We start from the raw sequence: 25,814 nt of genomic DNA, 5'->3' as shown, positions 1-25,814 counted from the left end.
CGGACCCCGGCCGGCGGCGTACGAGGCCGCGGTCACCAGGAACGTTCGAAGATCAGGCCGATGATCGGGAACGCCTCCTCTTCCTCTGCCACATTGATGCCCCGCCGCGGATCGAACTCCTGCGAACCGGCACCCGGACCTCCGTACACGTTGATGACATCCAGGAAGGCGACCAGATCCACCGGGCCGAGCGTGCGGCGGTAATCGATACGGATGTTCAGCGAGTGATAATCGTCCAGCCGGAGCGCATTCTGGCGAGTGAGTTCCTTCGAATAGCGCAGCGGTTCGCCCGGCCCGAGGACGTCCGCATGGATGATGAAATCGTCGGTCGGCCGCCCGGTTGCCCATTTCCAGCGTGCACCCACCTTCCAGCGCTCGTTGATCTCCCAGCTGCCGCCGATCGAGAAGAAGTGCTCCCGGTTGAAGTCGGTGTCGTACTCGCCCAGTCCGTCGTTATCGTCGATGCGGGCATTGTTCCAGGCGTAGACCACGTTGCCGAACCAGCCGTCCGCAAAGCGGCGGGAGAGTACCACGTCGAGCCCGAGGTTGGTGCCCTCGCCGTCGTTCGTGACCCGGCCGCTGGCACGGCCCTCCTCGACCACGAGATTGTCGAGCCACTGGTAGTAGGGTTCGACGAGCAGCGACCAGTTGCGGCCGAAGTCCTGCTCGAAGCCGATGCTCACGTGCGTGATGCGCTCGTTCTCGATGTCGAAGTTGTCCGGGCTCGCGGAGCGGACCAGGAACCGGGGCGACTGGTAGAACAGGCCGGCGGTGGCCGATAGGCGCAGACCGGACTCGAGCCGCAAGTTCGCTGCAAGACGGGGAGAGACGAGCGACTCGTCGGCGAAGCCGTCGCGGTCATAGCGAAGACCGGCTCTCAGGTCCCAGCGCCCGAATTCGAAGATCTGCTCGCCGTACGCCGCATAGCTGACCTCCCGCGCCTCGTACACCGAGTTGATGTTCTCCGGCGTCCAGGTGATGTACTGCTGGCCCGGCGGACGCGGGTCGGTCGAGCGGTAGACGAAACGGTCCCAGTCCTCGCGGAGGAACGTCGCGTAATCGACGTCGGTCTGCCAGACGCGCAGACCGGCCGAACCCTGACCGAAGCGGTTCTGCGTCACGTAATCGCTGCGCCAGCCCGTCTCCGTCTCTTTCTCCGTGACGGTGACCAGGCGCTCGCGCACCGGGACCGCCCCGGCCGGCGTCCCGTCCGGCACGAGGTCCGGGTAAGCCTCGCCCTCCGACGAGGTCTTGTCGTTCGCCCGGACATACACGCGGTTGGTCCATTCGCCGCTCTCCCCGACCAGGCGCCGCCAGGTGAGCCCCACGAGGTACAGGTCCTGCTCGGCGTCGATCAGGGACACGTCCTCGAAATCCGGCGACTCGAGCACGTTGTCGATGTCACGCGTGTATTCCTCGGGGGCGTAGATGCCGAGGAACTCGACCGTGTTCCTGCCGTCCAGCTCGGTCACCGTCTTCAGCACCACATCGGTCAGCTCGGGTTGCCCGATGTCCTTCTCGTCGATCATGTCGAAGACGCGGCCGAAATCGAAGTTCCGGGCCGTCAGGAACAGGGTGGTCTCGTCGTGGACGCCGCTGGGTCCTTCGTAACCGACCTCGAAACCGGCGATGTCGACCCGCAGGCTCGCGCTGGGCGTCGGAGTGCCCCCGGCCACGTCGAGCATCAGCAGGGAACCGGCGCGCCCGCCGTAGGCGGCGCTCCAGCCGCCCGGCGAGAACTCCGCGCCCGTGATGGAGTTGGGAGCGAAGATGGAGAATCGGCCGCCGCCACCGATATCCTCCTCCTCGCCCAGGGTCTGGTCGAAGTGCACGACCCGGTCGAACGGCAGACCGTCGATGAAGATGAGATTGTCCCGCGGTCCACGGCCACGGACGGAGAAATTCGCGAACTCGCCGGTGGAGACCAGTCCCGGCAGGCCGTCCAGCGCGCGCATGACGTCGCTGCCGGCACCCACGGCGCTGCGCAACTCCTCACGGTTGAAGTAGGAATTGCTGACCGCGCCATACGGGTCGGCGACGCGCCCGCGGGCGCGCACCACGATTTCGTCGATCGCCTCTTCCATGGCGAGCAGCTCGAGGCCGAGCGGCGTCGTCTTGCGGCGGACGATCCGCACGCTGGGTTCGCGGGCGGTCACCAGGCCCGTGCCCTCTGCCGTCACCGCGTAGAGACCCGGTTCGAGCGCGTCGAACTCCACGATACCCTCCGCCGTGGTCACGCCCTCGACGGCGCTGCCGTCCCGGTCGGTCGCGGTAACGCGCACGCCGGCCAGCGGTCGTCGGGTCTCGGCGCTGATCGTCTCGATCAGCAGACCGCCCGGCTCTTCCTGGGCTGTGGCCGTGGCGGAGAAGCCGATCAGCAGGGCCGCCGCGAAGACCCGAAAGGTTTGTGTCATTCCCTTGCACTCCATGAGTGGTCTAACGGCTGGATATCTCCGAACCGTGAAGTGACTCCCGGTGGACGACGCCGACCGAGGCTAACCTGAGTCTGTTCGATGGAAGAGGATGCGCCGATGCAGAGTCCATGGCTCCCCGCGTGGCTTTACCGGCTTCTGCCGGTGCTCTACCTGGCCGGCGGCGCGCTGATGTTTCATTGGTTCGGCGACGAGACCATCGGGCGATTCAGCGGCCTCCTGCTGTGTGCAGCCGGCCTTCTGATCTGGGGCCTGAGGCTGTACGTGCGGAGAGCGGCTGCCCGGCGAGATCCCTGAGCGTGTTCCGCGGGCTCCGCGGACGATCAGCCGAACAGCGCATCGACGAACGCAGCCCAACCGGCCGAGCCGGCGATGACGAGCTTCGCGAACATCGCCGCCGCAAATAGCGCGACACCGGCGAGACTCGCCCAATGCGGCCGACCTCGCGTGCGGATGTCGTAGGCGATCAGCGCTGCCAGCAGCGCCAGTTCGATCACCAGAATCATCGGGACGGGGAGCCCCGCGGTGGCGACCAGACGCGCGACGGCGGGGTCCATGATCAGTATTCCCGCAAGCAACATGAAGCGCTTGTGCGCAGCCGGGTTGTGCCGATTGACGAAGGCGAGTGCGAATGCGGCCGTGAAATTCACGATATCGGTGAACGGGAACATCACCGATGCCGCCGGCGGCAGGCCGGCGATGCTCCAGTCCGGGCGGGCGTAGGCGCCGCCGATGACGGCGAACCCGAGCACGACGATGGCCAGCGCGATGATGAGACTCGCCGCGCCGATGCGCCGGTGCAGCCGCGCGTTGCCGGCGCCGATCAGCCGCGCCTGGGCGATGAACAGCACGAACCAGCCGGCGAATATCGCACCGTGAACGTGCAGCAGCAGCGGCATCGCCGCCGGCCCGCCGGGTCGCGAAAACGCCGGCGGCACGAAGCCGGCGATCACGAGTGCGAGGAGCACGAAACCCATCAGCGGGAAAAAGATTTCGCCCCGTCGGGCGTTCGCAGTCATCACAACGTCCCGGTACCGTCAGCGGCCGGCACATCGTAGACCGGATTCGCGGCAGCGAGATCACGATCGAACATAAAAACTATCCTTGACGCCACCGCAGGCCCGGAATGACGGTAGTGTAGCCGACCGACTCCCCCGGTTGCCGCGGCAGGCAAGTGGTCGCAAACTGCCCCAATGAAGACGACTCTCCACGCTGGGCGGTTGCCTGCGGGCGGCCACGGCCTGACCCGACTCGTACTGCGTGCGCGCGTTCGTCGCCGGTGATCGGGCGTGCCCTCTTGTTCGGTCTCGTGCTGATGACGTCTGCGGGAACACCGTCCGACGCCGAAGACGCCGCCCTGGCGGGCCGTCTGGTGACGGATTTCACGCCTGCCAGCGCCGATCTGGGCTGGTACGTCGTGAACGACAACGTCATGGGCGGGCGCAGCGAGGGCGGGTTCCACCTGCAGCCGGGGGAGCTGCGCTTCGCGGGCCGCACCAATACGAGAGGCGGCGGTTTCAGCTCGATCCGCACAGAGCCGCTGCAGCTCGACCTGTCGCAGTATGACGCGATCCGCCTGCGCGTACGGGGCGACGGGCGCCGCTACACCTGGCGGCTGACCACGGATGCCCGCTATTTCGGCCGGCCGGTCGCCTACTGGGCCGACTTCGATACGGTCGCAGGCGCCTGGCAGACGGTCGACGTGCCGTTCTCGCGTTTCGGGCCTAGATTCCGTGGCTCCGAACTCGACGGACCGCCGCTCGACAGCAGCGCCATCACCGGCATGGGCCTGATGATCTACGACACGCGCGACGGGCCGTTCGAGCTGCACCTGGCGTCCATCCGCGCCGTGCCAGGGCCCTGAACAGCGACGAGGACGCCGCTACCCCCCCCGTTAGCCGCGCTTCCGGCTACCCGCTACCCGCGTTCGGCTGCAGCGATTGCGACCCTCCGGGATCGGCTCCGCACCGCTGCGGTGCATCGTTTTGCTGCATTGCACCACCTGCAGGCGCACCCCTCCCTGCCGGCCCGGCGAACAAGGGCTTCGTTGGCGCACGGGGCTGGCATATTTCTTGCTGAAGTCGTTCGTTGCTCTGCCCGCTGACGACGCGGTTCGTCTCCAAGGCCGTCCCGACGCATCACCGTCCGCAGCGGGGCGAGAGGGCGTCCCCGTTCCCATGCGCGACACATCATGCGATTGCCGTCCCTGAATCATTTGCGAACCTTTCAGCTCGCAGCCCGCCACCTCAGCTTCAAGAATGCTGCGGAAGAGCTGTTCGTGACCCCCTCGGCCGTCAGCCATCAGGTCCGCGCCCTGGAGGGCCGGCTAGGTGTCACGCTGTTCGACCGCAAAACCCGTTCGCTGGAACTCACGGAAGCCGGGCAGGCCTATTTCTCCATCCTCGACACACTGTTCGCTCGCCTGGAGTCGGAGACGGATCAGCTCCGCGACCGCTACGGGCGCGATATCCTGCGGCTCTCGCTGCCGCCGTTCTTCGCCAGCGAGGCACTGCTGCCGGCGATCGCTTCCTACCAGGAACAGCATCCGGACACCGATATCCGCATCGTGACCCAGCCGAGCAGCATGGACGTGCACCCTGCAGAAGCGGACATCTCGATCCTCGTGGGGAATGGCCAGTGGCAGGGTCTGGAGGCGCACCGCCTGTTCGCCCATCGCTTCGTCGTGGCCTGTGCGCCATCGCTGCTCGCCATGCTCGACCTGCGGTCCGCCCACCAGCTGGACGGCCAGACACTGATCGTGCACGAAGGCAGGCGTAACGCGTGGGACCGCTGGAGCGACACCGTCGGCATCCCCAGGGTGCGTCCGGGCAAGCTCATCCGCCTGGATTCCATGTCGGCCATCGCCCGCGCCGCCGAGAAGGGGCTCGGCATCGCGCTGGTGTCCTGGCCGCTCGGCAAGGCCTGGTTCGATTCGGGCGGCCTGGCCCGCGTGTTCGAGGAGGAATTCGACACCGGCGACAGCTTCTTCCTCGTCCTCAGACCGGAGGAGAGCGCCCGCCAGGAGGTACAGAACCTGAAGACCTGGCTGCTCGACAACTTCCATACGGACGAGTGAGCAGGATTCGTGCGCCGACGAGAATTGCACGTTTGTCGGCGCAGCGCCCGCACCATAGCCTGACCGGTGTCCCTGGATCAGCCGTCGCAAAGGAGATGCCCGATGAGCCGCAGGTTGCCGAGAGCATTGCCGGGGGTCGCGTTCGCGGCCGGGCCCGATAGCCGGCACCGCACGGCCCGCTGAACGGCGATGATCCACTGCTCAGCGAAAATCCCGGGTCCGGCGTGCTGCGGATTCTCTCCCCCGAAATCCGCAGCCGCCGACCCTGGGTACCTGAGGGCTTGCACACCGGGCAGCCCGCCGCTGCATCGGGCAGAACCGCGGTAGCGCCCGGCAATGGTCTATACGGAGGTCTACTTTCTGGCCGCCGCAGGAGCCATGGGAACACTCCTGCTTGCGGCGTCGGTCCTCTGGATTCAGCAGCGCTGGCTGCTCAGGCGGGCCTGCCGGCAAGACGGCACTGCCGCGTAGCAGGGCCGGCGGCGGCCCGCAGGCCGGTTACGACAGCAGATCCCGCAGCCTGACACTCGCCGGCGTGCCCCGGGCCGCCACCATGGCCAGCAGCAGCTCGGCCGTCGCGATCGCATCGGCCAGCGCATCGTGCTGGGTGTAGTGAGGCAGGTGATAGGCGCTGCGCAGCGCGCTCAGCTTCAGCGACTGCTGCTCGTCGAGATGGTGCCGGCGGCTGCGTGCCCGGCGCTCCAGGGCCAGGGTGTCCACTACCGGCACCAGCAGCGGCGCGCCGAAGTGCCGGCGGCACAGCCGGTCGAGCAAGGCCTTGTCGAGACCGGCGTAGTGCACCGCGAGCACGCGGCCGCGCAGGACCTCGAGCAGGTGCTCGAGGACATCCGCCACGTTCTCGCCGGCTTCGCAGAGCGTGTCCGTGAGACCGTGCACCGTAGCGCTCTCGCCCACCTCGCCGGGGGGGCGCACGATGCAGGCCTCCGCCGTGCTCATCTCCACCCGCGCTTGCCGGATGAGCACCCAGCCGATGCTGAGCATCTCCGCGCTGGCGGCATCGACGCCGGTGGTCTCGATGTCCAGGCAGACGAACTCGGTGTCGACGAAGGGCGCCGATGCGGACGGCAGCCGCGACGAGAGCAGATGGCCGAATGCGTCGTTGCCGGCGCGGCGCGCGGCCAGCCAGCGCCGCAGCTTCAGCGCCGTCCGTCTCATGCCAGGTGGAATCGGTTCAGCAGCGCCGCCTGGCTGGTGCGGATCTGGGAGAAGGCGGCCTTCAGGTTCTGCCGCGCCAGCGGCGAGAGTTCCGAGGGCGAGAGATGGTTGTCCGGCTTCTCGCCCGCGTTCATCTGCCGGCTCTGGTGCTCCAGCCGGAGCTTCTCGATGAAATCCAGCGCGTCGATGAGGCTCTCGGCGTCCGCGCCCGCGAGCTCGCCCTGGCGCGCCGCGGCGCGCAGCCGGTTGCGCGTGCTCACGCGCATCTCGCCGGCGGCGAGGCTGCGGATGCGGGCGGTCTCCACGATGGGGATGATGCCGTGCAGCTTCAGGTTCAGCGTATTCCTGTGCTCGCCGGATTTCTCCAGCACGAACTGGCGGAAGAAGCCGAGCGGCGGCTGGAAGTTCATGGCGTTCTTCGCCATCAGCGCCAGGAACAGCTCGTTCTTCCTCGCGGTCTCGCGGATGCTGTCCTTGATCTCCTCCACCAGCTCGGCCTCGCCGTCCACCGCGCGCAGGTCGAAGAAGATGTTGGCGTGCATCAGCGCCTTCTCCTCCGGCACGGTGATCCAGTGGGTGAAGTGCTCCTTCCACCGGCTTACCGTGACCCGCCAGCGCGGATTCATCGCCATGACCCCGCCGGGGCAATGCACCCAGCCGCAGGCGTCGAGCCCGTCGTTGACGATGCGCGCGAGGCGCTCGAAATAGGCCTCCGCCTCGCCACCCGCGCCGTCCTCCAGTACCAGCGCGTTGTCCTGGTCGCTCACGGCGGACTGCTCGTGCCGCGCCTGTGAGCCCAGCGCGATCCAGGCGTAGCGGCAGGGCGGCGGCCCCAGCTGGTCCCGGGCGATGCGGATCAGCTGGCGGGTCACGCTGTCCGTGATGGCGGTGATGAACTTGCCGAGCTGTTCGGCGACGATGTCGGCGTCGATCTGCCCCGCGATCAGCCCGGGCAGGCGGGAGCAGGCCTCGACCAGTCCCTGCACCGAGTCCTGCTTGCCGATATCGCTGACGAGATAGAGCGGGTGCTCCGTCTCTAGCCGCATGAAATCGCTGCGCGCGACCATGCCCAGCAACTCGCCGTCCTCGGTGACGGGAAGGTGGTGGATGACATTCTGCATCATCACCAGTGCCGCTTCGTAGGCGTGGGACCCGGCGTCCAGGGAGATGGGGTCCGGGGTCATGATCTCGGCCACGGGGCGGTCCAGCGGACGGTCCTCCGCCACCACACGGCTGCGCAGATCGCGGTCGGTGACGATGCCGGTCATGCGCCCGCCGTCGGTGATCAGCATGGCGGAGACCCGCTCGGCCACCATTTTCTTCGCGGTCTCGCGGATGCTGGCCGAGCCGTCGATGGTGACCGGCCCGCGGCTGACCAGGTCTCGCACGCTGCCGGCAGCTCCGCCGCGGATCTCGCCGGCGACCGGCCGCATCGTGAGTCGATCGGACAGCGCGCGGATGAACCAGGTGTCGAACTCCCGGTTGTCGCGGCGCAGCGCCTCGAAGGCCTCGCCCTTCAGGTGATAGATCAGCGTATCTTCCAGCGCCACGGAATGGTTGCGGGTGGGCGCGCTGTTCATGAGCGAGGGGAATCCGAAGCACTCGCCTTCGGCCAGCCGCGTCACCAGATCGCCATTGCCGTCGGTGAGCTCCACGGCGCCGCTGCGAACGATATTCAGGTGAGTGTTGGTGACACCGATCGAGAGGATGTCCTGCCCCTGCCGGTAGTAGGCCACCGAGACCGCGCGGGCGGCCCGGTGCAGTTCGCTCTCGTCGAGATGATCGAAGCCGGGCAGCCGGCCCAGGAAGGCTTCGATCTCCGGGATCTCGTTCATGGGGCGATTGTTACACGACCGGGCGCAGGGAAAGGAGGACCGGCGACATCACGGGGAGGTCGCCGGCCGCGGGGGAGATGCATCTTGCCGCCTCAGAACCCGTACTTGGTGGAGAACAGGAAGCGGGTCAGATCGCCATCCAGCCCCGACTCGATCTCGCGCTCGGCATACATGATCTCGCCGCCGATCACGAGCTTCGGTACCGGCTCGTACAGCAGGTTGGCATGGATGCTGTAGACGTCCCTGGTAACCCCGGTGCCGGTGAGCGCGGTGTCGTTGTCGATGGCCAGATACGACAGCGTGAAGCTCGAGCGCCACTTCGGCCGCCAGAAGTGGCGGTAGGCCACGAAACCGCCGAACTGGTCGATGGCCTCCAGGTTGCCGTCGGCGTCCAGCACGGCGTCGTTGGCCGTGTTCAGGCCGAGGTAGCGGCCGGTGCCACTGCCCCAGGTGGCCATCCAGCGAATGTCGTTCTGGCCGACCTGATGCTTGCCGGAGAGCGACAGGCCGTAGGCCGTCTCGGTGTCGCTCTGGCCGGCGATGTCGTAGTCCAGCTGGCGGACGAGTGCGGCGGCCTTCAGGTAGCCGTCCTTCAGGTTGTGGGTGTAGCGGGCCACCAGGTCCGGCATGAATCCATCGTCACTGACGATGCGCGCACCGCCGCCGAAGGGCGTGATGGTGGTCTCCGGATTCTCGGCCGCGAATTCCCAGGCACCGTTGGTGTAGCGGATCAGGTCCTGGCGGCCGAAGGTGGTGCCCTCGGAGGGGCCGATGAAGTCCAGCTGGTCCGGCAGCGCGCTCACGTCCTGGAACGTGGTCCAGGTCTGGCCGAAGGTCCAGTTGTTGTACTTCACGAAGGCGTGGCGCAGCCGCGGGTTGTAGGAGTTGCTGATGCGCTCGTCGCCGCCCGGGCTCAGGAAGAAGTCCATCTCGATGTAGGCGGAGAGCTGATCGCCGTCCGCCGTCTCGTGGTCGGCACGGAAGTTGATGCGGGACTCGCGGGCCTGGAAGTCGGCGTCGTAGCCCTCGCCCTCGCCGCCCACCGGGATGGTGGCCGGGATGTAGAACTGGGTGCCGGCGCTGCCGGGCGCGAGATCCCCGGCGCCGTAGTCGCTGAACATGGCGTCCGCTTTCACGTAGCCGCCGAAGCCGTAGCGCGTCTTCGCCGGCGTCTCCACGGTGGGCTCGCGCTCGGACACGGAGGTGGGGCCGGCATCGGTCTCGCGCACGCCGACCAGCTGGCGCACGAGCGCCTCCAGCTCGGCCACGCGTGCCTCCAGCCGCTCGATATCGCTGGCGTCCGATTCCTGCGCCAGCGCGGCAGGTCCGCCGGCGGCGAGCACGAGGCCCGCGGCCAGAGCCGCCGCCGTCAGTCTTCTGGTTCCTGTGGTCATCGTCGCAGTCCCCCTGGATTCGTCTGCAGGCATGGCGATAGTCCCCGAGCGGGGCGGGGGTGACCATTAGCCAAAGGTCGAATCGTCGGCGCAGACGGGGGCGGGCTAGACCAATGTCTAATGCCGGCGGCGAGCGGGCGCCCCAGAATAGCGACAGGAATTGTCACAGGCGCGGCGTCATGCGGATGCCGCCGGCGCATCAGCGAGCGGAGGTTGCCAATGAACGAGGTCTATCCGGTCAACCGGTACTACCGGGAGCACGGCTATGTCGACGAGGAGAAATACCGCGAGATGTACCGCCGCTCCGTCGAGGACAACGAGGGTTTCTGGGCCGAGCAGGCCGGGATCCTGGACTGGTCGAGACCGTTCACCCGGGTCAAGGACGTCTCCTACGCGGCCGACGACCTGCACATCCGCTGGTACGAGGACGGCGAGCTGAACGTCTGCCACAACTGCGTCGACCGGCACCTGGATGACAAGGGCGATCAGCCGGCCATCCTCTGGGAAGGCGACGACCCGGCACGGGACGAGACCATCACCTACCGCCAGCTGTACGAACGGGTGTCCCGCTTCGCCAACGTACTGAAGTCACTGGGCGTCTCGAAGGGCGACCGGGTCACCGTCTACATGCCCATGATCCCCGATGCCGCCGTGGCCATGCTGGCCTGCGCCCGCATCGGCGCGGTGCACTCGGTGGTGTTCGGCGGCTTCTCGCCGGACGCGCTGGCCGGGCGCATCGTCGACTGCGACTCCAACGTGGTGATCACCGCCGACGAGGGGCTGCGGGGCGGGCGCAAGGTGCCGCTCAAGGCCAACGTGGACGCCGCCGCAGCGAAGCCCGGCGTGACCACGCTGGAGAAGGTGCTGGTGGTCCGCAACACCGGCGGCGACGTGGCCTGGACCGAAGGCCGCGACGTGTGGCTGCACGAGGCGCAGGAGTCGGTCGACGCCGACTGCCCGCCGGAACCGATGAACGCCGAAGACCCGCTGTTCATACTCTACACCTCGGGCTCCACCGGCCAGCCGAAGGGCGTCCTGCACACCACCGGCGGTTACCTGGTCTATGCCGCCTTCACATTCAGATACGTCTTCAACTACGAGCCCGGCGACGTCTACTGGTGCACGGCCGACGTGGGCTGGGTGACCGGCCACAGCTACATCGTCTACGGCCCGCTCGCGAACGGCGCCATCACGCTCATGTTCGAGGGCGTGCCGAACTACCCGGACGCGAGCCGTCTCTGGCAGGTCTGCGACAAGCATGGTGTGAACATCTGCTATACCGCCCCCACGGCCATCCGCGCGCTGATGCGCGAGGGCGAGGAGCCGGTGAAGAAGACGTCGCGCGAGTCGCTGCGGCTGCTCGGCTCGGTGGGCGAGCCCATCAACCCGGAGGCCTGGGAGTGGTACTACCACGTGGTGGGCGAGGACCGCTGCCCGATAGTCGATACCTGGTGGCAGACCGAGACCGGCGGCATCCTGATCAGCCCGCTGCCGGGCGCCACAGTCCTGAAGCCGGGCTCGGCCACGCAGCCGTTGTTCGGCGTTCAGCCGGCGCTGGTCGACGGCGCGGGCGAGGTGCTGGAAGGAGCGACGGAAGGCAACCTCGTCATCCTCGACAGCTGGCCGGGGCAGATGCGCACCGTCTACGGCGACCACCAGCGCTTCATCGATACCTATTTCTCCACCTTCCCCGGCCGCTACTTCACCGGCGATGGTGCGAGGCGTGACGAGGATGGCTACTATTGGATCACCGGGCGGGTGGACGACGTACTGAACGTCTCCGGCCACCGCATGGGCACGGCCGAGATCGAGAGCGCGCTGGTGGCGCACTCGGCGGTGGCGGAAGCGGCGGTGGTGGGCTATCCGCACGACATCAAGGGTCAGGGCATCTACGCCTACGTGACCCTGATGGAAGGCGCGGAGCCCAGCGACGAGTTGCTGGCCGAACTCAGGCAGTGGGTGCGCAAGGAAATCGGCCCCATCGCCACGCCGGACCTGGTGCAATGGGCGCCGGGGCTGCCGAAGACCCGCTCCGGCAAGATCATGCGGAGGATACTTCGCAAGGTGGCGGAGAACGATTACGGCAGCCTGGGCGACACGTCGACGCTGGCAGACCCGGGCGTGGTCGACGATCTCATCGCCAACCGCAGGAACCGACCATAGCTGCCGCCACAGCTGCAACGGAACGCAAGGAGCCGCCGGCCGCGGAGATGTCAGCACCGAACCAAAGCACTTTCATCATCGCCGACGACCATCCGCTGTTCCGGGAGGCGATGATCCAGGCCGTGCGCAACTGCGTGGACGATGCCGGCATCGTCGAGGCGGAGAGCCTGGAGACCCTGCAGCAGGCCGTGGAGGCGAACCCGGAGGCCGATCTCCTGCTGCTCGACCTGAACATGCCCGGCGTGAACGGGTTCTCTGCACTGGCCTGGATCCGCAGCGCCTTCGCGACGCTGCCCACGGTGATCGTGTCCGCCACGGACGAGCCGGCCATCATCCGTCGGGCCATCCGCCACGGCGCCAGCGGCTTCATCCCCAAGTCGTCGCCCATCGCCCGCATCGAGTCGGCCATCACGGCGGTGCTGGAAGGCGAGGTATGGCTGCCCGAGGGCGTCGGGCTCGACGGCGGCGAACTCGGCGGCGAGGAGGCCGACATCGCCGCCGCGCTGGCGGCCCTGACACCCCACCAGTTCCGCGTGCTGCTGATGCTGGCCGAAGGATTGATGAACAAGCAGATCGCATACGAGCTGAGCGTCTCCGAGGCCACCATCAAGGCTCACGTGACCGCCATCCTGCGCAAACTGAAGGTCACGAACCGCACCCAGGCGGTGCTGGCGATGCAGAAACTCACCATCGACGACCAGCCTTTGTAGGAGGGGCTTTAGCCCCGATCTTCGCCTGAGGTGGCCAAGCTCTGATCGGGGCTGAAGCCCCTCCTACAGTGAGCGTCCCCGCGATCCTTATCCACCCGATGGCGGGCCAACGCCAGAAGAAGGCCGGATCGGGCCTGAAGGCCCTCCTACGTTCTGCCGATGATGCGGGTTACCAGGGCGCGCAGCGCCGCCGGTTTGACCGGCTTGTGGAGCAGCGCGTGGCCGGCGTCCCGTACCGCGGCGGCGACCTCCTGGCTGTAATCGGCCGTGAGAACCACCGCGGGTACCGGGCTCGCGGTCATGGCGCGCAGGGCCTCGATGACCTCCAGGCCGGTCACCCCGTCGTTCAGGTGGTAGTCGACCAGCAGCACCGCCGGCCGCGCGCCGGTTTCCTCCTGCAGGGCGGCGATGTGCCGGCTCGCCGCTTCCAGGTCGCCCGCCGGCAGGGGCCGGGCGCCCCAGCGGGCGAGCAGGCCCTGCATGCCGTCCAGGATGTCCGGCTCGTTGTCGATGCAGAGGACGTGCTGCCCGTCCATGGAAGAGAGCGGCCGGGGCTCGGCCACGGAGGGCGCCGCGCGCCGGCCCGGCTCGGCGCGGGGCACCACGATCTCGAAGCAACTGCCCCGGCCGAGTTCGGAGCGCATGTTCAGGGGATGTTCCAGCAGGCGCGCGATGCGCTGGACGATGGCGAGCCCCAGGCCCAGCCCCCGTTTGGAGCCCTCGTCGCTGCCGGCGAGGCGCCGGAATTCCTCGAAGACGGCCTCCCGGTGTTCCGGCGCGATACCCACGCCGGTGTCGCAGACCTGGACGGCGACGGCATCGCCGCGGCGGCGGCAGCCCACCAGCACGCCGCCGCTGCGGGTGTAGCGCCGGGCGTTGCTGATGAAGTTCTGCAGGATCCGGCGCAGCAAGGCCGGATCGGTGTGCAGCCAGAGGCGGGTCGGCGCGAACCGCAGCGCGAGCCCCCGCTCGGCGAAAGCCTCGCCGAACTGCGCCTCCAGCGTGGTGAACAGCTCGGCCGCGGGGAAGCTCTCCCGTTTCGGCCGCGGCGCGCGGGTATCCAGCCGCGCGATATCGAGCAGGGCGCTCAGCAGATCCTCCACCGCGATCAGCCCGCTCTCCACCCGTGACACCAGACGGCGCTGCTCCTCGCTCATGCCCGCGCTCTTCTCCTCCAGGAGGGCGGTGAAGAGCTTCGCCGCATTCAGCGGCTGCAGCAGGTCGTGAGCGGCGGCGGCGAGGAAGCGGGTCTTCGACGCGTTGGCGGCCTCCGCCTGGGCTTTCGCCTCGGCCAGCGCGGTCATGGCCCGCTCCAGTTCGGCGGTGCGGTCGGCCACGCGCTGCTCCAGCATCGCCTTGGCCTCCTCCAGCCCGAGTTCGGCGCGGCGGCGCTCGGTGATGTCCTGGAATACCGCGTAGACGCCCGTGACGGCACCGTCCCCGTCGATGTCCGGGATGTAGGTGCCCAGCATGTAGCGGGACTCGCCGTCGGCGCCGGTCATCTCCAGCTCGAACGCCTGTCGCTCGCCGCCGTAAGCAGCCTCGAGCCACTGCGAGCGGGCCATGAGCTGGCGCTCGTCCAGCACGGCGCTGAGCGGCGAGCCGATGATCTGGTCCCGGCTCATGCCCGCGTAGGCCAGGTAGGCCTTGTTGGCGAAACGATAACGCCGGTCCGCATCCACGTAGGCGATCAGCGCCGGCGCGTTGTCCGTGTAGGTGCGCACCTGCCGCTCGCTCGTGCGCAGGGCGCGCTCGGTCTGCTTGGATTCGGTGATGTCGCTGTAGGTGGTCACGTAGCCGCCCTCGGGCATGGGCTCGCCGCGGATCTCGATGACCCGGCCGTCGGAGAATTCGCTCTCGTAGCGGAACGGCGAACCGTCACGCAGGAGGCGTGCCCGCTCGGCGACGCGGGTCTCCACATCGGTGCGCCCGTAGCGGCCACGGGCGGCGTTGTAGCGCATGAGATCGGTCACCGGCTTGCCCACGCTGAGCAGGCCGGGCGGATAACCCATGATCTCCTCGTAGCGGGAGTTCCAGCCGATCAGTCGCTGGGACGCATCCACGACGGTCACGCCCTGGCTCAGATTCTCCAGCGTAGCTTCCAGCAGCCGGCGGTTGAAACGGATGGCCTGGGAGGTCTCGTCCAGCAGCAGCAGTACGTCGCCGATCTCCATGCCGGTCTTGCGCAACGCCGTGGTCATGACGATGCGGGCCGAGGCCGAACCGATGGTGCCCGCCACCAGCCGCTCGGTGAACTGCAGCACGCCCCGATCGGCGGTGGCCGACGGCGCGAGGTCCCGACCCCGGCCACGGGCGAAATCCTCGAAAGCGCGACGGGCGTTCTCCTCGCCGACGAAGCGGCCGGCCAGCGCCCGCAGATCCGACACCACGATCTCGCCCTCGCCGAAGGGGGTGGCCGGCGCCCGCCCTTCCCGGCCCGCGTCCGTGAATGCCCGGGCCTGGATGCGCTCGACCATCGACTGCCGGGATGCCAGCGAGACCAGCAGGAAGACGCCGAGGTTGGCGCCGAGCGACCAGAACACCCCGTGGGTGAGCGGATCCACGCCGAGGTCGAGCAGCAGCGCCTCGGGCCGTGCCCAGCCGAGGCCGAACGGGCCCTCGGCCAACAGTTCGCTGCCGAGCGTGCCCGCGCGGGCAACGGACGGGATCATCAGCGTATAGGCCCACAGCGCGAAACCGGCCGCCAGCCCGGCGATGGCGCCCGAGCGGGTGGCGCGGGGCCAGTACATGCCCAGCAGGATCAGCGGTGCGAACTGCGCGGCGGCGGCGAAGGACAACAGGCCGATGGATGCGAGTTCCGTGCTCTGGTCCATCACCCGGTAATAGCCGTAGGCGATCAGTGCGATGGCCACGATGGCGATGCGCCGCACGTGCAGCAGCAGCCGCGGGTAGGTGCGGATCTCGCCGCCGCCGAGCGCATTCGCGCGCAGCAACAGCGGCATCACGATCTCGTTGCTCACCATGGTGGACAACGTGACGCTGGCGACGATGACCATGCCGGTGGCTGCCGAGAAACCGCCCAGGAAGGCGAGCGCGGTCAGCCAGTCCTGCCCGCCCTGCATCGGCAGCGCGAGCACGTAGGTGTCGCCGGCGAACAGCCCCGGCGGCAGGAAGCGCAGGCCCGCCAGCGTGATGGGCACGACGAACAGACAGAAAATGGCGAGATAGAGGGGAAACATCCACCGGGCCGAGCTGTTGTCCGCGCCCTCGTGGGCCTCCACCACGGCCACGTGGAACTGACGGGGCAGGCAGAATATGGCCGCACTCGCCAGCAGCGTCTGCGTGACGAACGCCTGCGGCAGACCTCCGCCGGAGAACGGGCCGGGCGCCTGCGCAGCGCCGGCCACCGGCGTCAGCATCGCCGTCCCGTCAGTGCCCAGCAGCCACAGGGCGAACAGCCCCACGGCCGCGAAGGCAGCGAGCTTCACCAAAGACTCAAAGGCAATGGCGAGGATCATGCCGTGGTGGTGCTCCGTGGCGTCCACCCGGCGGGTGCCGAACAGGATGGCGAACAGGGCCAGCGCGCCGGCCACCACCAGTGCCGTGTCCAGCGCGGGCGCGGCATTGGTGTAGTCGCTGATGGTGTCGAAGCCTCCGACCACCGCCTTGAACTGCAGTGCGATGTAGGGGACGGAGCCGACGATGGCGATCACCGTCACCAGCACGGCGAGGCTCCTCGCCTTGCCGTAGCGGGCCGCGATGAAGTCGGCGATGGAGGTCAGGTTCTGGCGCTTGCTGATGGCGGTGATGCGCCGGATGACGCCCCAGCCGAACAGGAACACGAGCGCGGGGCCGAGGTAGATGGGCAGGAAGCTCCAGCCCTGCTGGGAAGCGCTGCCGACGGCGCCGTAGAAGGTCCACGACGTGCAGTAGACCGCCAGCGAGAGACTGTAGATCAGCGGCCCCGCCCAGGGCCCGTAGCGGCGCACGTCCACCCGGTCGCCCCAGGACGCGATGGCGAACAGCAGCGCCACGTAGGCCACCGACAGCGCAACGAGCAACCACCAGCTGATCAAATGCCCATTCCCCCCGCCTGCCGCGGCCGTCGGGGCCGCCGCGAGAGCCGAGTCTAATACTAACGTCTTATCCCCGCGAACAGCCGCCTTTGCTAAGTTCGGTGCTCGGCAGGAACAGGCGGCAACACGCCACAGGGGGAAACATGTCCGACCGCAAGGCCTACTGGCGCCGGAATCTCAGACTCGTCGCAGTCTGCATGGTGATCTGGTTCGTCGTCTCCTACTTGTTCGGGATCATCCTGGTGGAGCCCCTGAACAACATCCGCATCGGCGGCTACAAGCTCGGCTTCTGGTTCGCGCAGCAGGGCTCCATCTACGTCTTCGTGGCGCTGATCTTCTTCTACGCCAGGCGGATGAACAAGCTGGACCGCGAGTTCGGCTTGCAGGAAGACGAATAGGAGCCCGCCATGACACTGCAGACACTCACCTACCTCGTGGTCGGCGCCACCTTCGCGCTCTACATCGGCATCGCCATCTGGGCGCGGGCCGGCACCACCAAGGATTTCTACGTGGCCGGCGGCGGCGTGCACCCCATCTCGAACGGCATGGCGACCGCCGCGGACTGGATGTCCGCCGCCTCGTTCATCTCCATGGCCGGCCTCATCGCCTTCATGGGCTACGGCGGTTCCGTCTTCCTGATGGGCTGGACCGGCGGCTACGTGCTGCTCGCCATGCTGCTGGCGCCCTATCTGCGCAAGTTCGGCAAGTTCACCGTGCCCGAGTTCATCGGTGACCGCTATTACTCGCGCACGGCGCGAATCGTGGCGGTGATCTGCCTCATCGTCGCCTCCATCACCTACGTGATCGGGCAGATGAAGGGCATCGGCGTTGCCTTCTCCCGCTTCCTCGAGGTGGACTACGACCTGGGCCTCGGCATCGGCATGGCCATCGTCTTCTTCTACGCGGTGATGGGCGGCATGAAGGGCATCACCTACACCCAGATCGCCCAGTACTGCGTGCTGATCCTGGCCTACACCATTCCGGCCATCTTCATCTCGCTGAATCTCACCGGCAACCCCATCCCCCAGCTCGGGCTGGGCGCCACGATGGCCGGCTCGGAGACCTTCCTGCTGGACAGGCTGGATCGCATGGTGACGGATCTGGGATTCGCCGAGTACACGACCAACGCCCGGCTCAGCCTGCTGAACATGTTCATGTACACGATGTCGCTGATGATCGGCACGGCCGGGCTGCCCCACGTGATCATCCGCTTCTTCACCGTGCCGAAGGTGAAGGACGCGCGCTCCTCCGCCGGCTGGGCGCTGGTGTTCATCGCCATCCTCTACACCACGGCACCCGCCGTCGCCGCCATGGCGCGCCTGAATCTCATGGAGACCATGGAGCCGAAGGAGGGCCAATACCTGGTCTACGAGGAGCGACCCAGCTGGTTCAAGAAATGGGAGGCCACCGGCCTGCTGGACGTCACCGACAAGAACGACGACGGACGCATCCGCTACTCAGCGGACCCGCAGCTGAACGAGCTCACCAAGGTGGACAACGACATCATGGTGCTGGCCAACCCGGAGATCGCGAAACTGCCGAACTGGGTCATCGCCCTGGTCGCCGCGGGCGGCCTGGCGGCGGCGTTGTCGACGGCAGCCGGACTGCTGCTCGCCATCTCCTCGGCCATCTCCCACGATCTGCTGAAGGGCGTATTCATGCCGCAAATCACGGAGCGCCAGGAACTCAGGGCCAGCCGCATCGCCATGGCCGGGGCCATCGTGGTGGCCGGGTACCTGGGCTTCAACCCGCCCGACTTCGCCGCGGGGACCGTGGCGCTGGCCTTCGGGCTCGCGGCCTCCTCCATCTTCCCCGCACTGATGATGGGCATCTTCAGCCAGCGCATGAACAAGGAAGGCGCCATCGCGGGCATGGTGAGCGGCCTCGGCGTCACGCTGCTGTACGTGTTCCAGCACAAGGGCATCATGTTCATCCCGGGCACCGAATACCTGGGCGGCATGCCCGAGAACTGGTTCTTCGGCATCGAGCCGAACGCCTTCGGCGCCGTCGGTGCCGTCGTCAACTTCGCCGTCGCCTTCGCGGTGTCGCGGGTCACGGCCGCGCCGCCGGAGCACATCCAGCACCTGGTGGAGGACATCCGGGTGCCGAGCGGCGCAGGAGCGGCGACCGGGCACTGACGCACGAGTGCCCGCACGGGAAGGGGCTCCGCGCGGAGCCCCTTTTCTTTTAAGCTGTCGAGAACCGCACCCGCGGCAGCCACCGGAGCGAGACGATCATGTGGAAGAACTGGCACGTCGTGGCCGCGCTGCTGGTGGCACCCGTCCTCGCCATCCTCGCCTGGTTCGCGGTGGACCGGTTCGTGGCCGAGCGCCCCGAGGCCGCGAAGCCGGGACAGGACTATCCGCTGGTGGCGAAGTCGAACTGCCGCTGGCCCAGCGGCGCCTGCGACCTGGTCAACGAGTCCTTCGCCCTGACGCTGACGCCGGCGGCGCTGGACGCCACGGCGCTCCGGCTTCGGATCGAGTCGCGCTTCCCCCTGTCCGCGGCCACCGTGGGGCTCGCCCCGGCCGCCGGCGTCTCCTCGGACCCCGTGGCGTTCTCTCAGGGAGGCGACGACGCCAGAGTGTGGTCGGGCAGGCTGCCGGCACCGCGGGGCGAGGGCGCGGTGCTGCAGGTCGTCGTGAGCGCCGAGGGCAGCCGCTATTTCGCCGAGGTTCCGGTCGTCTTCCTGACCGGCGAGTAGGATCCCCGCCGCGGCGCCCGCCCGGCGGTCGGCCCACAACCCGGCTGTCAGAAGGTAGGATAGGCCCCCTCCGCCGTTCGTCGGCGTCGATTCCGTTCTCGCAAAGGGGAGCACCCGGATGAGTCAACCCGAACCCGCCGCCGGCACGCCCGGCAAGACCTTCTTCGGCCACCCCGCCGGCCTGGGCACGCTGTTCTTCACCGAGTTGTGGGAGCGCTTCAGTTATTACGGCATGCGTGCGCTGCTCGTGCTGTTCATGGTCGCGAGCATCGCCGAGGGCGGGCTGGGTTTCGACGACGCCACCGCCACCGCCATCTACGGCCTGTACACGGCCGGCGTGTATCTCGCCGCGCTGCCCGGCGGCTGGCTCGCCGACCGGGTGTTCGGCCAGCAGGATTCCATCTGGTACGGCGGCATCATCATCGCGGCGGGCCATATCGTGCTGTCGCTGCCCGGCTTCGGGCTCGTGGGCGAGGCCTACGGCTTCTTCTTCGGGCTGATCCTGATCGTGGTCGGCACGGGACTCCTGAAGCCGAATATCTCCAGCTGTGTCGGCGAACTCTATCCGGAGGGCGGCGCCCGCCGGGACGCAGGCTACGTGCTCTACTACATGGGCATCAACCTGGGCGCCTTCCTGGGCCCGCTCATCTGCGGCTTGCTGCGCGTCAACATGGGCTGGCACTGGGGATTCGCAGCCGCCGCGGTGGGCATGATCGCGGGCCTGGTGGTCTACCGGGCCACCCAGAAGCACCTGGGCGACTTCGGCAGGCAGCCGTTCCCGACTCCGCCCGGCGACGAGCGCAAGGTGCGCAATCTGAAGCTGGCCATCTACGTGGCGACGGCGGCGCTGTTCCTGCTCGCGGTACTCGGCCTCGAGGGCCTGATCGCCTTCGATGCCGTCAGTCTCGCCGCCACCACCGTCTACGTGATCGTGGCCGTCGCCGTGCTGTTCTTCGGCCGCGTGCTGCTCGACCCGAAGCTCACCCGGCTGGAGCGCAACCGCACCATCGTGCTGGTGGCGTTGTTCATCGGCGCCGCGCTGTTCTGGTCCGGCTTCGAGCAGGCGGGCTCCTCGCTGAACCTGTTCGCCGAGCGCTACACCGCGCGGGAGATGCTCGGCCTCGTGATCCCGCCGGAGGTGTTCCAGTCGCTGAACCCGCTCTACATCCTGATCCTGGCGCCGTTCTTCTCCGCGCTGTGGATCAACCTCGGCCGGCGCAACCTGGATCCTTCCATCCCGCTGAAGTTCGCGCTGGGCTTCCTGCAGCTCGGCATCGGCTTCGGCTTCATGTGGTTCGCCGCCTCGCTGATCCAGGACGGCGGCAAGGTGCTGCCCGTCTGGCTGCTGATGACCTATCTCTTCCATACCACCGGCGAGCTGTGCCTCAGCCCCATCGGGCTGTCGGCCACCTCCAAGCTCGCGCCGCGCAGCTACTACAGCCAGATGATGGGTATGTGGTTCTTCGGCGCCGCGCTGGGCAACCTGCTGGCCGGCCTGCTCGCCGGTGAGTTCCGTGGCGACAACGTGGCCGAGTTCCCGGAGCGCTACCGCCAGATCGTGATCTTCTGCACGGTCGTCTTCATCGGCTTCCTGATCGCCACGCCGTGGCTGAAGAAGATCGCCGCGCTCGACCAGGTGGAAGACGAAGACGCCCGCTACACCCGGGAGGACGAGCCCGGCGCCTTCGACGCCGACGTACCCACCCACACCGACGACCGTCCCCGCTGAAGGAGGCCTCATGCTTCGCCGTCTGACACTATCGTTCGCCCTCGTACTGCTCGCCGCCGGCTGCGGCGGCCCGGCCACGGAGGAGGACAGCGCCCCGGCGTCTGCGGCCGCGGCTCCGGAGGAGACCGCCGCGCCGGCGGCAGAAGCCGGCGCCGGGACGCCGTCCGAGCGGCTGGACCGCCTGTTCGCCGAGCACTGGGATGCCTGGCTGGAACTCAACCCGGTGCAGGCGACCTTCCTTGGCGATCACCGCTGGGACGACCGCTGGCCGGTCAGCATCTCGCCGGCGCATATCCGGGCGGAGCGGGAACTGCTCGAGCGCAGCCTGGCGGCCGCCGAGGCCATCCCGGCGGATGCACTCGATGCCGACCGGCACCTGAGCCGGGAGCTGTTCCTCTACGAGCTTCGCGACGAGCTGGCCGGCTACGCCTTCCCCCGCGAGCTGACGCCGGTCAACCAGTTCTACAACCCGGCCAACCGCCTGGCGATGCTCGGCTCCGGCAAGGGGCCGCAGCCGTTCGAGACGGCCGCCGACTACGAGGAATTCCTGGGCCGCATCGACGGCTTCGGCGACTGGGTGGACCAGGCCATCGTCAACATGCGCAAGGGCATGGACGCCGGCATCGTGCAGCCGGCCATCCTGATGGAGCGCACACTGCCCCAGCTCGAGGCCCACATGGTCGACGAGCCTGCGGAGAGCCTGTTCTACGGCCCCGTGGCCGAGTTTCCGGACACGGTGGCGGAGGAGGAACGGGACCGGCTGCGCGAGGCCTACGCCACCGCGATCACGGAGCGGCTCGTACCCGCCTACGCACGCCTGCACGCCTTCATCCTCGACGAGTACCTGCCGGCCGCGCGGGACTCCGCCGGGCTGGGCGCACTGCCCGGCGGCGAGGACTGGTACGCCTGGCTGGTGCGCCACCACACCACCACCGACCTGACGCCGGACGAGATCCACCGCATCGGGCTGGGCGAGGTGGAGCGGATCCACGGCGAGATGAGGGCCATCCAGGAAGAGGTGGGCTTCGAGGGCGACCTGCAGGACTTCTTCGAGCACCTGAACACGGACCCCCGTTTCTACTTCGAGTCCCGGGAGGAGATGGTGGCCGCCTACGAGGCGCTGCGGGACAAGGCCGACGCGGCGGCGCCGCGGCTGTTCAGCCGCATCCCCGAGGCGGACTACGAGATCCGGCCCGTGGAACGCTACCGGGAGCAGTCGGCGGCCAAGGGCTCCTATCAGCGCCCGTCCGCCGACGGCAGCCGCCCGGGTATCTTCTACCTCAATACCTGGCGGCCCGAGGCACGGCCCCGCTGGGCCGCCGAGTCGCTGTTCCTGCACGAGGCGGTGCCGGGACATCACTTCCAGCGCTCCTCCAACCTGGAGCTGGAGGACGTGCCGGACTTCCGCCGCCACGGCGGCGTGACGGCCTTCGCCGAGGGCTGGGGCCTGTACGCGGAGTCCGCGCCGGTGGGCGAGGCGATGGGTTTCTATGAGGACCCGTACCAGCGCTTCGGCCAGCTGAACGCCGAGCTGTGGCGGGCCATCCGCCTGGTGGTGGATACGGGACTGCACGCCAAGGGCTGGAGCCGGGAGGAGGTGCTGGAGTACATGTACGCCAACTCGGCGGTCCTGGAAACCCGGGCGGTCTCCGAGGCCGAACGCTTCATGGCCATCCCCGGCCAGGCGCTGGCCTACAAGATCGGCCAGCTGAAGATCCTGGAGCTGCGCCGCCGCGCCGAGGCCGCACTCGGTGACGACTTCGACATCCGTGCGTTCCACGCGAAGGTGCTGGAGGAAGGCGACCTGCCGCTGGACATCCTCGAGGCCCGCATCGACGCCTGGCTGGCGGAGGAGACGGCGACCTGATGCCGAGCCGCCGGCAGTTCCTCGTCCGGGCGGGCGGCGCACTCCTCGCCGCCGCATGGCCCCTGGCGGGCAGTGCCGGCGGCCGCAGCGTCATCGTGCTGGGCGCCGGCCTCGCGGGCCTGCATGCCGCGCGGCTGCTGGAGCGGCGCGGTTGCACGGTCACCGTGCTGGAGGCGCGGGACCGGGTCGGCGGCCGGGTCCGCACGCTGGACGAGCTGCCCGGCGCGCCCGAGGCCGGCGCCAACATCTTCGGCCCGAACTACGGCCGGGCGATCGGAGCCGCCCGGGAGCTCGGGGTGCCGCTGACCGCGTCGCCCCGCGACGCGGAGACCGGCCTCATCCTGGACGGCCGCATCGTCGACCGCGCGAACTGGCCGGACTCGCCGCTGAACACCCTGCCGCCGCCGCTGCGCGAGGTCACGCCGGACCGGCTCGCCGGCGCCCTGCTGCGCGGCAATCCGCTGCAGACCTCCACCCACTGGCGCGCGCCGGCGGCGCGGCAGTGGGACGTATCCGCGGCGGCGTTCTTCCGCGAACGCGGGCTCGACGACACGGCGCTGGCCTGGATCGAGGCCAACAACAGCTACGGCAACCGGCTCGAGGACACCTCGCTGCTCGCCCTGTACCGGGTGGGCGAGAGCATCGGCCGGGCCATTACCATGGCGCGGGGCGCCGGCCTGCCGTCGCTGCACGTGGCGGCCGGCAACCTGCGGCTGCCGGAGGCGATGGCGGACTCCCTCACCGCGCCGGTGCGGCTCGGCGAGCGGGCGCTCGCGGTCCGGCAGAGCGCGGCCGAGGTGGTCGTGGAATGCGAGAGCGGCGCGACGTACCGGGCGGACGCGCTGATCTGCGCCCTGCCCGCCACCGCCGTGCGCCGGCTCCGGTTCGAGCCCGCGCTGCCACAGGCCGCGGCCGACGCGTTCCGGCAGGTGCACTACCACAAGATCACCCAGGCCCATCTGCTGGCCGCCGAGCCGTTCTGGGAGGAAGCCGGCGGGCCCGCCAGCTGGTGGACGGACAGCCCCCTGGGCCGGGTCTTCGCCTGGCCCGCGCCGAACGAGGCGGGCAGCCACAACCTCACGGTCTGGATCAACGGCGACGACTGCGACCGCTACGCGGGCATGGACGAGGAACAAGCGGGCGCGGCGATCCTCGCGGAGTTCGAGCGGCTGATCCCCGGCGCCCGTGGCGCGGTGTCGGTGGGCAGGGTGGTGCGCTGGGCGGAGGAGCCGTTCAGCGAGGGCGCCTGGGCCATCTGGCGGCCGGGGGAGATCACGGCAGGGATGCCGGCACGACTCGCCGGGACGCACGGCCGGGTGTCTTTCGCCGGCGAACACACGGGAGTGTCCTACTCGGGCATGGAGGGCGCAATGGAATCCGCCGACCGCGCCGTGCTCGAGACGCTGAGGCGACTGGCATGAACGGCCGCCCCGCTCTCCGTGGATCGCGCCGGCGGCTGTTGCGCGGATCGTTGTGCTCATTGTTACGCCGATCGTTACGCCGATCGTTACGCCGAACGGCAGCCATGCTCGGCCTCGCCGCCTGCACGCTGCTGGCGGGCTGCGGCGAGCGCGCGCCGGTGGCGGCCGACGGCGATGCTGCCGACCCGACCGCGCGGGACGCGTCCCCGCGCGTGCTGACCGGCGCGGACCTCTGGCTGGCGTGCCAGGGCTGCCACAGCATCGATGCCGGCGAGCCCCACCGGGTGGGACCGAACCTGTACGGCATCGTCGGCGCGCCGGCGGCGAGCCGGCCGGGCTATACCTATTCGGAAGCGTTGACCGGTTCCGGCATCACCTGGAGCCCGGGGCTGCTGCGCGGCTATGTCATGAACGCGGAATCCATGGTGCCCGGCACGTGGATGGCCTACCGGGACGTCATGACGCCGGGGGAGTTGGACCGCCTGGTGGACTACGTCGTGGAACGCGCCGCCGGCGCGGAGGATGAAGAGGGCCGCGGCGACTAGCGGCTGTCGCCGACGTCCACACCTCCCGGCGTGCCGGCCTCTTCGCCGGCGCCGGCCGTAAAGCGGATATCGGCATACCACGCGGTCATCGACCCGCCGGCATCGTCGGCGTCGGTCATGATGGCGATGCCGTCCAGGGTGTCGATTTCCTCGCCGAAGGCCTCGCGCCAGTCGGCGCGGACGTCGCGCACGTGGCCGACCCACTCACCGGCTTTCGCCTCGCCCGCATTCACGGCCAGCATCTGCACGTTGTCGCCGGCGTAGGCATTCGGCCAGCGCGACCCCGGCGGCTGCGCGCTGGACCAGACGTAGTTCAGCGCCCGGGTGCGCCAGAACGCGAGCCCGCCGCGGCGCACCACGTAGATGCGGGCCGGGTAATCGTCGCCGGACTTTGCCGTCTCGTCGATGCCCTCGCCGTAGGTGCCCTCCACCCGCCAGCGCCAGCGCAGATACGGCGTCTCGGCCAGATCGATCTCCGTGCGCCGGTACAGCGCACTGGCCGTACCGTCGGCCTCGGCCCGCACCGCGGCCTGCCTGTCGGTCGCCACCACCCGGTAGTCCGTGTTGCCGACGAAGCTGCGCTCCTCCCAGCCGTCGAGGCCGCGGCCGAAATCGCCTAGGACGTTCTGCTGGGCGGCGACGGCCGCGCAGCCGGCCAGCGCCAGGGCAAGTACCGCGGCGCGTCCGTGCCGCGGGGTCGGTTGCCCGGGGCGTGCCGGCACCGG

19 protein-coding genes are annotated in these 25,814 nt (G+C 68.8%); 12 read left to right on the top strand and 7 right to left on the bottom strand.

Annotated elements, in window-relative coordinates:
• Nucleotides 1–32: 32 nt before the first annotated feature.
• Entirely contained in the window at nucleotides 33–2,414 is a 2,382-nt protein-coding gene (locus ACJMK0_RS03865; RefSeq protein ID WP_405235683.1) for a TonB-dependent receptor, read from the bottom strand.
• Nucleotides 2,415–2,513: 99 nt separating this feature from the next.
• On the opposite strand from ACJMK0_RS03865, the gene ACJMK0_RS03860 reads away from it, so the two are divergent.
• Nucleotides 2,514–2,729 carry a hypothetical protein gene (locus tag ACJMK0_RS03860; protein ID WP_405235681.1) on the top strand — a complete coding sequence of 72 codons (216 nt, stop codon included), beginning with the start codon at nucleotides 2,514–2,516 and terminating at the stop codon, nucleotides 2,727–2,729.
• A gap of 26 nt (nucleotides 2,730–2,755) precedes the next feature.
• Here the strand turns inward: ACJMK0_RS03860 and ACJMK0_RS03855 are convergent, their stop codons facing one another.
• Complete coding sequence (locus ACJMK0_RS03855) at nucleotides 2,756–3,451, bottom strand: hypothetical protein (RefSeq protein ID WP_405235679.1); 696 nt, start codon at nucleotides 3,449–3,451, stop codon at nucleotides 2,756–2,758.
• Nucleotides 3,452–3,747: 296 nt separating this feature from the next.
• Between ACJMK0_RS03855 and ACJMK0_RS03850 the strand changes: the two genes are divergently transcribed.
• Together ACJMK0_RS03850 and ACJMK0_RS03845 are read left to right on the top strand one after the other, a co-directional pair.
• A complete protein-coding gene (locus ACJMK0_RS03850; RefSeq protein WP_405235678.1) occupies nucleotides 3,748–4,296 on the top strand; it encodes a CIA30 family protein in 549 nt (182 codons plus the stop codon).
• Between the two features lie 327 nt (nucleotides 4,297–4,623).
• On the top strand, nucleotides 4,624–5,508 hold the full coding sequence (locus ACJMK0_RS03845; RefSeq protein WP_405235676.1) for a LysR substrate-binding domain-containing protein: 885 nt from the start codon (nucleotides 4,624–4,626) through the stop codon (nucleotides 5,506–5,508).
• A gap of 498 nt (nucleotides 5,509–6,006) precedes the next feature.
• Here the strand turns inward: ACJMK0_RS03845 and ACJMK0_RS03840 are convergent, their stop codons facing one another.
• The 3 genes from ACJMK0_RS03840 to ACJMK0_RS03830 all read right to left on the bottom strand — a co-directional run bounded on the left by ACJMK0_RS03840 (nucleotide 6,007) and on the right by ACJMK0_RS03830 (nucleotide 9,913).
• A complete protein-coding gene (locus ACJMK0_RS03840) occupies nucleotides 6,007–6,684 on the bottom strand; it encodes an exonuclease domain-containing protein (RefSeq protein ID WP_405235674.1) in 678 nt (225 codons plus the stop codon).
• Entirely contained in the window at nucleotides 6,681–8,519 is a 1,839-nt protein-coding gene (locus tag ACJMK0_RS03835) for a putative nucleotidyltransferase substrate binding domain-containing protein (RefSeq protein WP_405235672.1), read from the bottom strand. Before ACJMK0_RS03835 ends, ACJMK0_RS03840 begins: the two co-directional genes overlap by 4 nt.
• Nucleotides 8,520–8,611: 92 nt before the next feature.
• Nucleotides 8,612–9,913 (bottom strand): DcaP family trimeric outer membrane transporter, encoded by a 1,302-nt coding sequence (locus ACJMK0_RS03830; protein ID WP_405235670.1) that lies wholly within the window; start codon nucleotides 9,911–9,913, stop codon nucleotides 8,612–8,614.
• 219 nt (nucleotides 9,914–10,132) lie between these two features.
• Between ACJMK0_RS03830 and acs the strand changes: the two genes are divergently transcribed.
• Both acs and ACJMK0_RS03820 read left to right on the top strand, forming a co-directional pair.
• Nucleotides 10,133–12,076: an acetate--CoA ligase gene (acs, locus tag ACJMK0_RS03825; RefSeq protein WP_405235668.1), complete on the top strand. Its 1,944-nt coding sequence runs from the start codon at nucleotides 10,133–10,135 to the stop codon at nucleotides 12,074–12,076.
• Nucleotides 12,077–12,123: 47 nt separating this feature from the next.
• Entirely contained in the window at nucleotides 12,124–12,786 is a 663-nt protein-coding gene (locus tag ACJMK0_RS03820) for a response regulator transcription factor (RefSeq protein ID WP_405235666.1), read from the top strand.
• Between the two features lie 146 nt (nucleotides 12,787–12,932).
• Here ACJMK0_RS03820 and ACJMK0_RS03815 read toward each other — a convergent pair whose 3' ends face one another.
• The gene (locus ACJMK0_RS03815) at nucleotides 12,933–16,823 is read right to left on the bottom strand and encodes a NahK/ErcS family hybrid sensor histidine kinase/response regulator (protein ID WP_405235664.1); all 3,891 of its coding nucleotides are present in this window, start codon (nucleotides 16,821–16,823) and stop codon (nucleotides 12,933–12,935) included.
• A 143-nt stretch (nucleotides 16,824–16,966) separates the two neighbouring features.
• Here ACJMK0_RS03815 and ACJMK0_RS03810 point away from each other — a divergent pair, with 143 nt between their 5' ends.
• The 7 genes from ACJMK0_RS03810 to ACJMK0_RS03780 all read left to right on the top strand — a co-directional run bounded on the left by ACJMK0_RS03810 (nucleotide 16,967) and on the right by ACJMK0_RS03780 (nucleotide 25,089).
• The gene (locus ACJMK0_RS03810) at nucleotides 16,967–17,221 is read left to right on the top strand and encodes a DUF4212 domain-containing protein (RefSeq protein WP_405235662.1); all 255 of its coding nucleotides are present in this window, start codon (nucleotides 16,967–16,969) and stop codon (nucleotides 17,219–17,221) included.
• A gap of 9 nt (nucleotides 17,222–17,230) precedes the next feature.
• Nucleotides 17,231–18,961: a sodium:solute symporter family protein gene (locus tag ACJMK0_RS03805; protein ID WP_405235660.1), complete on the top strand. Its 1,731-nt coding sequence runs from the start codon at nucleotides 17,231–17,233 to the stop codon at nucleotides 18,959–18,961.
• Nucleotides 18,962–19,059: 98 nt separating this feature from the next.
• Entirely contained in the window at nucleotides 19,060–19,527 is a 468-nt protein-coding gene (locus ACJMK0_RS03800) for a hypothetical protein (RefSeq protein WP_405235658.1), read from the top strand.
• Nucleotides 19,528–19,645: 118 nt separating this feature from the next.
• Nucleotides 19,646–21,256, top strand: coding sequence for a peptide MFS transporter (locus tag ACJMK0_RS03795; RefSeq protein WP_405235656.1), 1,611 nt, complete (start codon nucleotides 19,646–19,648; stop codon nucleotides 21,254–21,256).
• Between the two features lie 10 nt (nucleotides 21,257–21,266).
• Complete coding sequence (locus tag ACJMK0_RS03790) at nucleotides 21,267–23,123, top strand: DUF885 domain-containing protein (protein ID WP_405235654.1); 1,857 nt, start codon at nucleotides 21,267–21,269, stop codon at nucleotides 23,121–23,123.
• Nucleotides 23,123–24,544, top strand: a complete 1,422-nt coding sequence (locus ACJMK0_RS03785) for a flavin monoamine oxidase family protein (RefSeq protein ID WP_405235652.1) — start codon at nucleotides 23,123–23,125, stop codon at nucleotides 24,542–24,544. Before ACJMK0_RS03790 ends, ACJMK0_RS03785 begins: the two co-directional genes overlap by 1 nt.
• Nucleotides 24,545–24,648: 104 nt before the next feature.
• A complete protein-coding gene (locus tag ACJMK0_RS03780; RefSeq protein ID WP_405235651.1) occupies nucleotides 24,649–25,089 on the top strand; it encodes a c-type cytochrome in 441 nt (146 codons plus the stop codon).
• Here ACJMK0_RS03780 and ACJMK0_RS03775 read toward each other — a convergent pair.
• Entirely contained in the window at nucleotides 25,086–25,811 is a 726-nt protein-coding gene (locus tag ACJMK0_RS03775) for a DUF3047 domain-containing protein (protein ID WP_405235649.1), read from the bottom strand. The two genes, ACJMK0_RS03780 and ACJMK0_RS03775, sit on opposite strands and share 4 nt — an antisense overlap.
• Between the last annotated feature and the right edge of the window lie 3 nt (nucleotides 25,812–25,814).

Source organism: Lentisalinibacter orientalis (assembly GCF_040706535.1).
Taxonomy (GTDB): domain Bacteria; phylum Pseudomonadota; class Gammaproteobacteria; order Steroidobacterales; family Woeseiaceae; genus Lentisalinibacter; species Lentisalinibacter orientalis.
This window is presented reverse-complemented; position numbering and strand designations above follow the sequence as displayed.

What these genes read in the sequence shown, in the direction of transcription:
- ACJMK0_RS03865 (WP_405235683.1), bottom strand. Translation starts at nt 2,414, where the DNA reads ATGACACAAACCTTTCGGGTCTTCGCGGCGGCCCTGCTGATCGGCTTC.
- ACJMK0_RS03860 (WP_405235681.1), top strand. Translation starts at nt 2,514, where the DNA reads ATGGAAGAGGATGCGCCGATGCAGAGTCCATGGCTCCCCGCGTGGCTT.
- ACJMK0_RS03855 (WP_405235679.1), bottom strand. Translation starts at nt 3,451, where the DNA reads ATGACTGCGAACGCCCGACGGGGCGAAATCTTTTTCCCGCTGATGGGT.
- ACJMK0_RS03850 (WP_405235678.1), top strand. Translation starts at nt 3,748, where the DNA reads ATGACGTCTGCGGGAACACCGTCCGACGCCGAAGACGCCGCCCTGGCG.
- ACJMK0_RS03845 (WP_405235676.1), top strand. Translation starts at nt 4,624, where the DNA reads ATGCGATTGCCGTCCCTGAATCATTTGCGAACCTTTCAGCTCGCAGCC.
- ACJMK0_RS03840 (WP_405235674.1), bottom strand. Translation starts at nt 6,684, where the DNA reads ATGAGACGGACGGCGCTGAAGCTGCGGCGCTGGCTGGCCGCGCGCCGC.
- ACJMK0_RS03835 (WP_405235672.1), bottom strand. Translation starts at nt 8,519, where the DNA reads ATGAACGAGATCCCGGAGATCGAAGCCTTCCTGGGCCGGCTGCCCGGC.
- ACJMK0_RS03830 (WP_405235670.1), bottom strand. Translation starts at nt 9,913, where the DNA reads ATGACCACAGGAACCAGAAGACTGACGGCGGCGGCTCTGGCCGCGGGC.
- acs (WP_405235668.1), top strand. Translation starts at nt 10,133, where the DNA reads ATGAACGAGGTCTATCCGGTCAACCGGTACTACCGGGAGCACGGCTAT.
- ACJMK0_RS03820 (WP_405235666.1), top strand. Translation starts at nt 12,124, where the DNA reads ATGTCAGCACCGAACCAAAGCACTTTCATCATCGCCGACGACCATCCG.
- ACJMK0_RS03810 (WP_405235662.1), top strand. Translation starts at nt 16,967, where the DNA reads ATGTCCGACCGCAAGGCCTACTGGCGCCGGAATCTCAGACTCGTCGCA.
- ACJMK0_RS03805 (WP_405235660.1), top strand. Translation starts at nt 17,231, where the DNA reads ATGACACTGCAGACACTCACCTACCTCGTGGTCGGCGCCACCTTCGCG.
- ACJMK0_RS03800 (WP_405235658.1), top strand. Translation starts at nt 19,060, where the DNA reads ATGTGGAAGAACTGGCACGTCGTGGCCGCGCTGCTGGTGGCACCCGTC.
- ACJMK0_RS03795 (WP_405235656.1), top strand. Translation starts at nt 19,646, where the DNA reads ATGAGTCAACCCGAACCCGCCGCCGGCACGCCCGGCAAGACCTTCTTC.
- ACJMK0_RS03790 (WP_405235654.1), top strand. Translation starts at nt 21,267, where the DNA reads ATGCTTCGCCGTCTGACACTATCGTTCGCCCTCGTACTGCTCGCCGCC.
- ACJMK0_RS03785 (WP_405235652.1), top strand. Translation starts at nt 23,123, where the DNA reads ATGCCGAGCCGCCGGCAGTTCCTCGTCCGGGCGGGCGGCGCACTCCTC.
- ACJMK0_RS03780 (WP_405235651.1), top strand. Translation starts at nt 24,649, where the DNA reads ATGCTCGGCCTCGCCGCCTGCACGCTGCTGGCGGGCTGCGGCGAGCGC.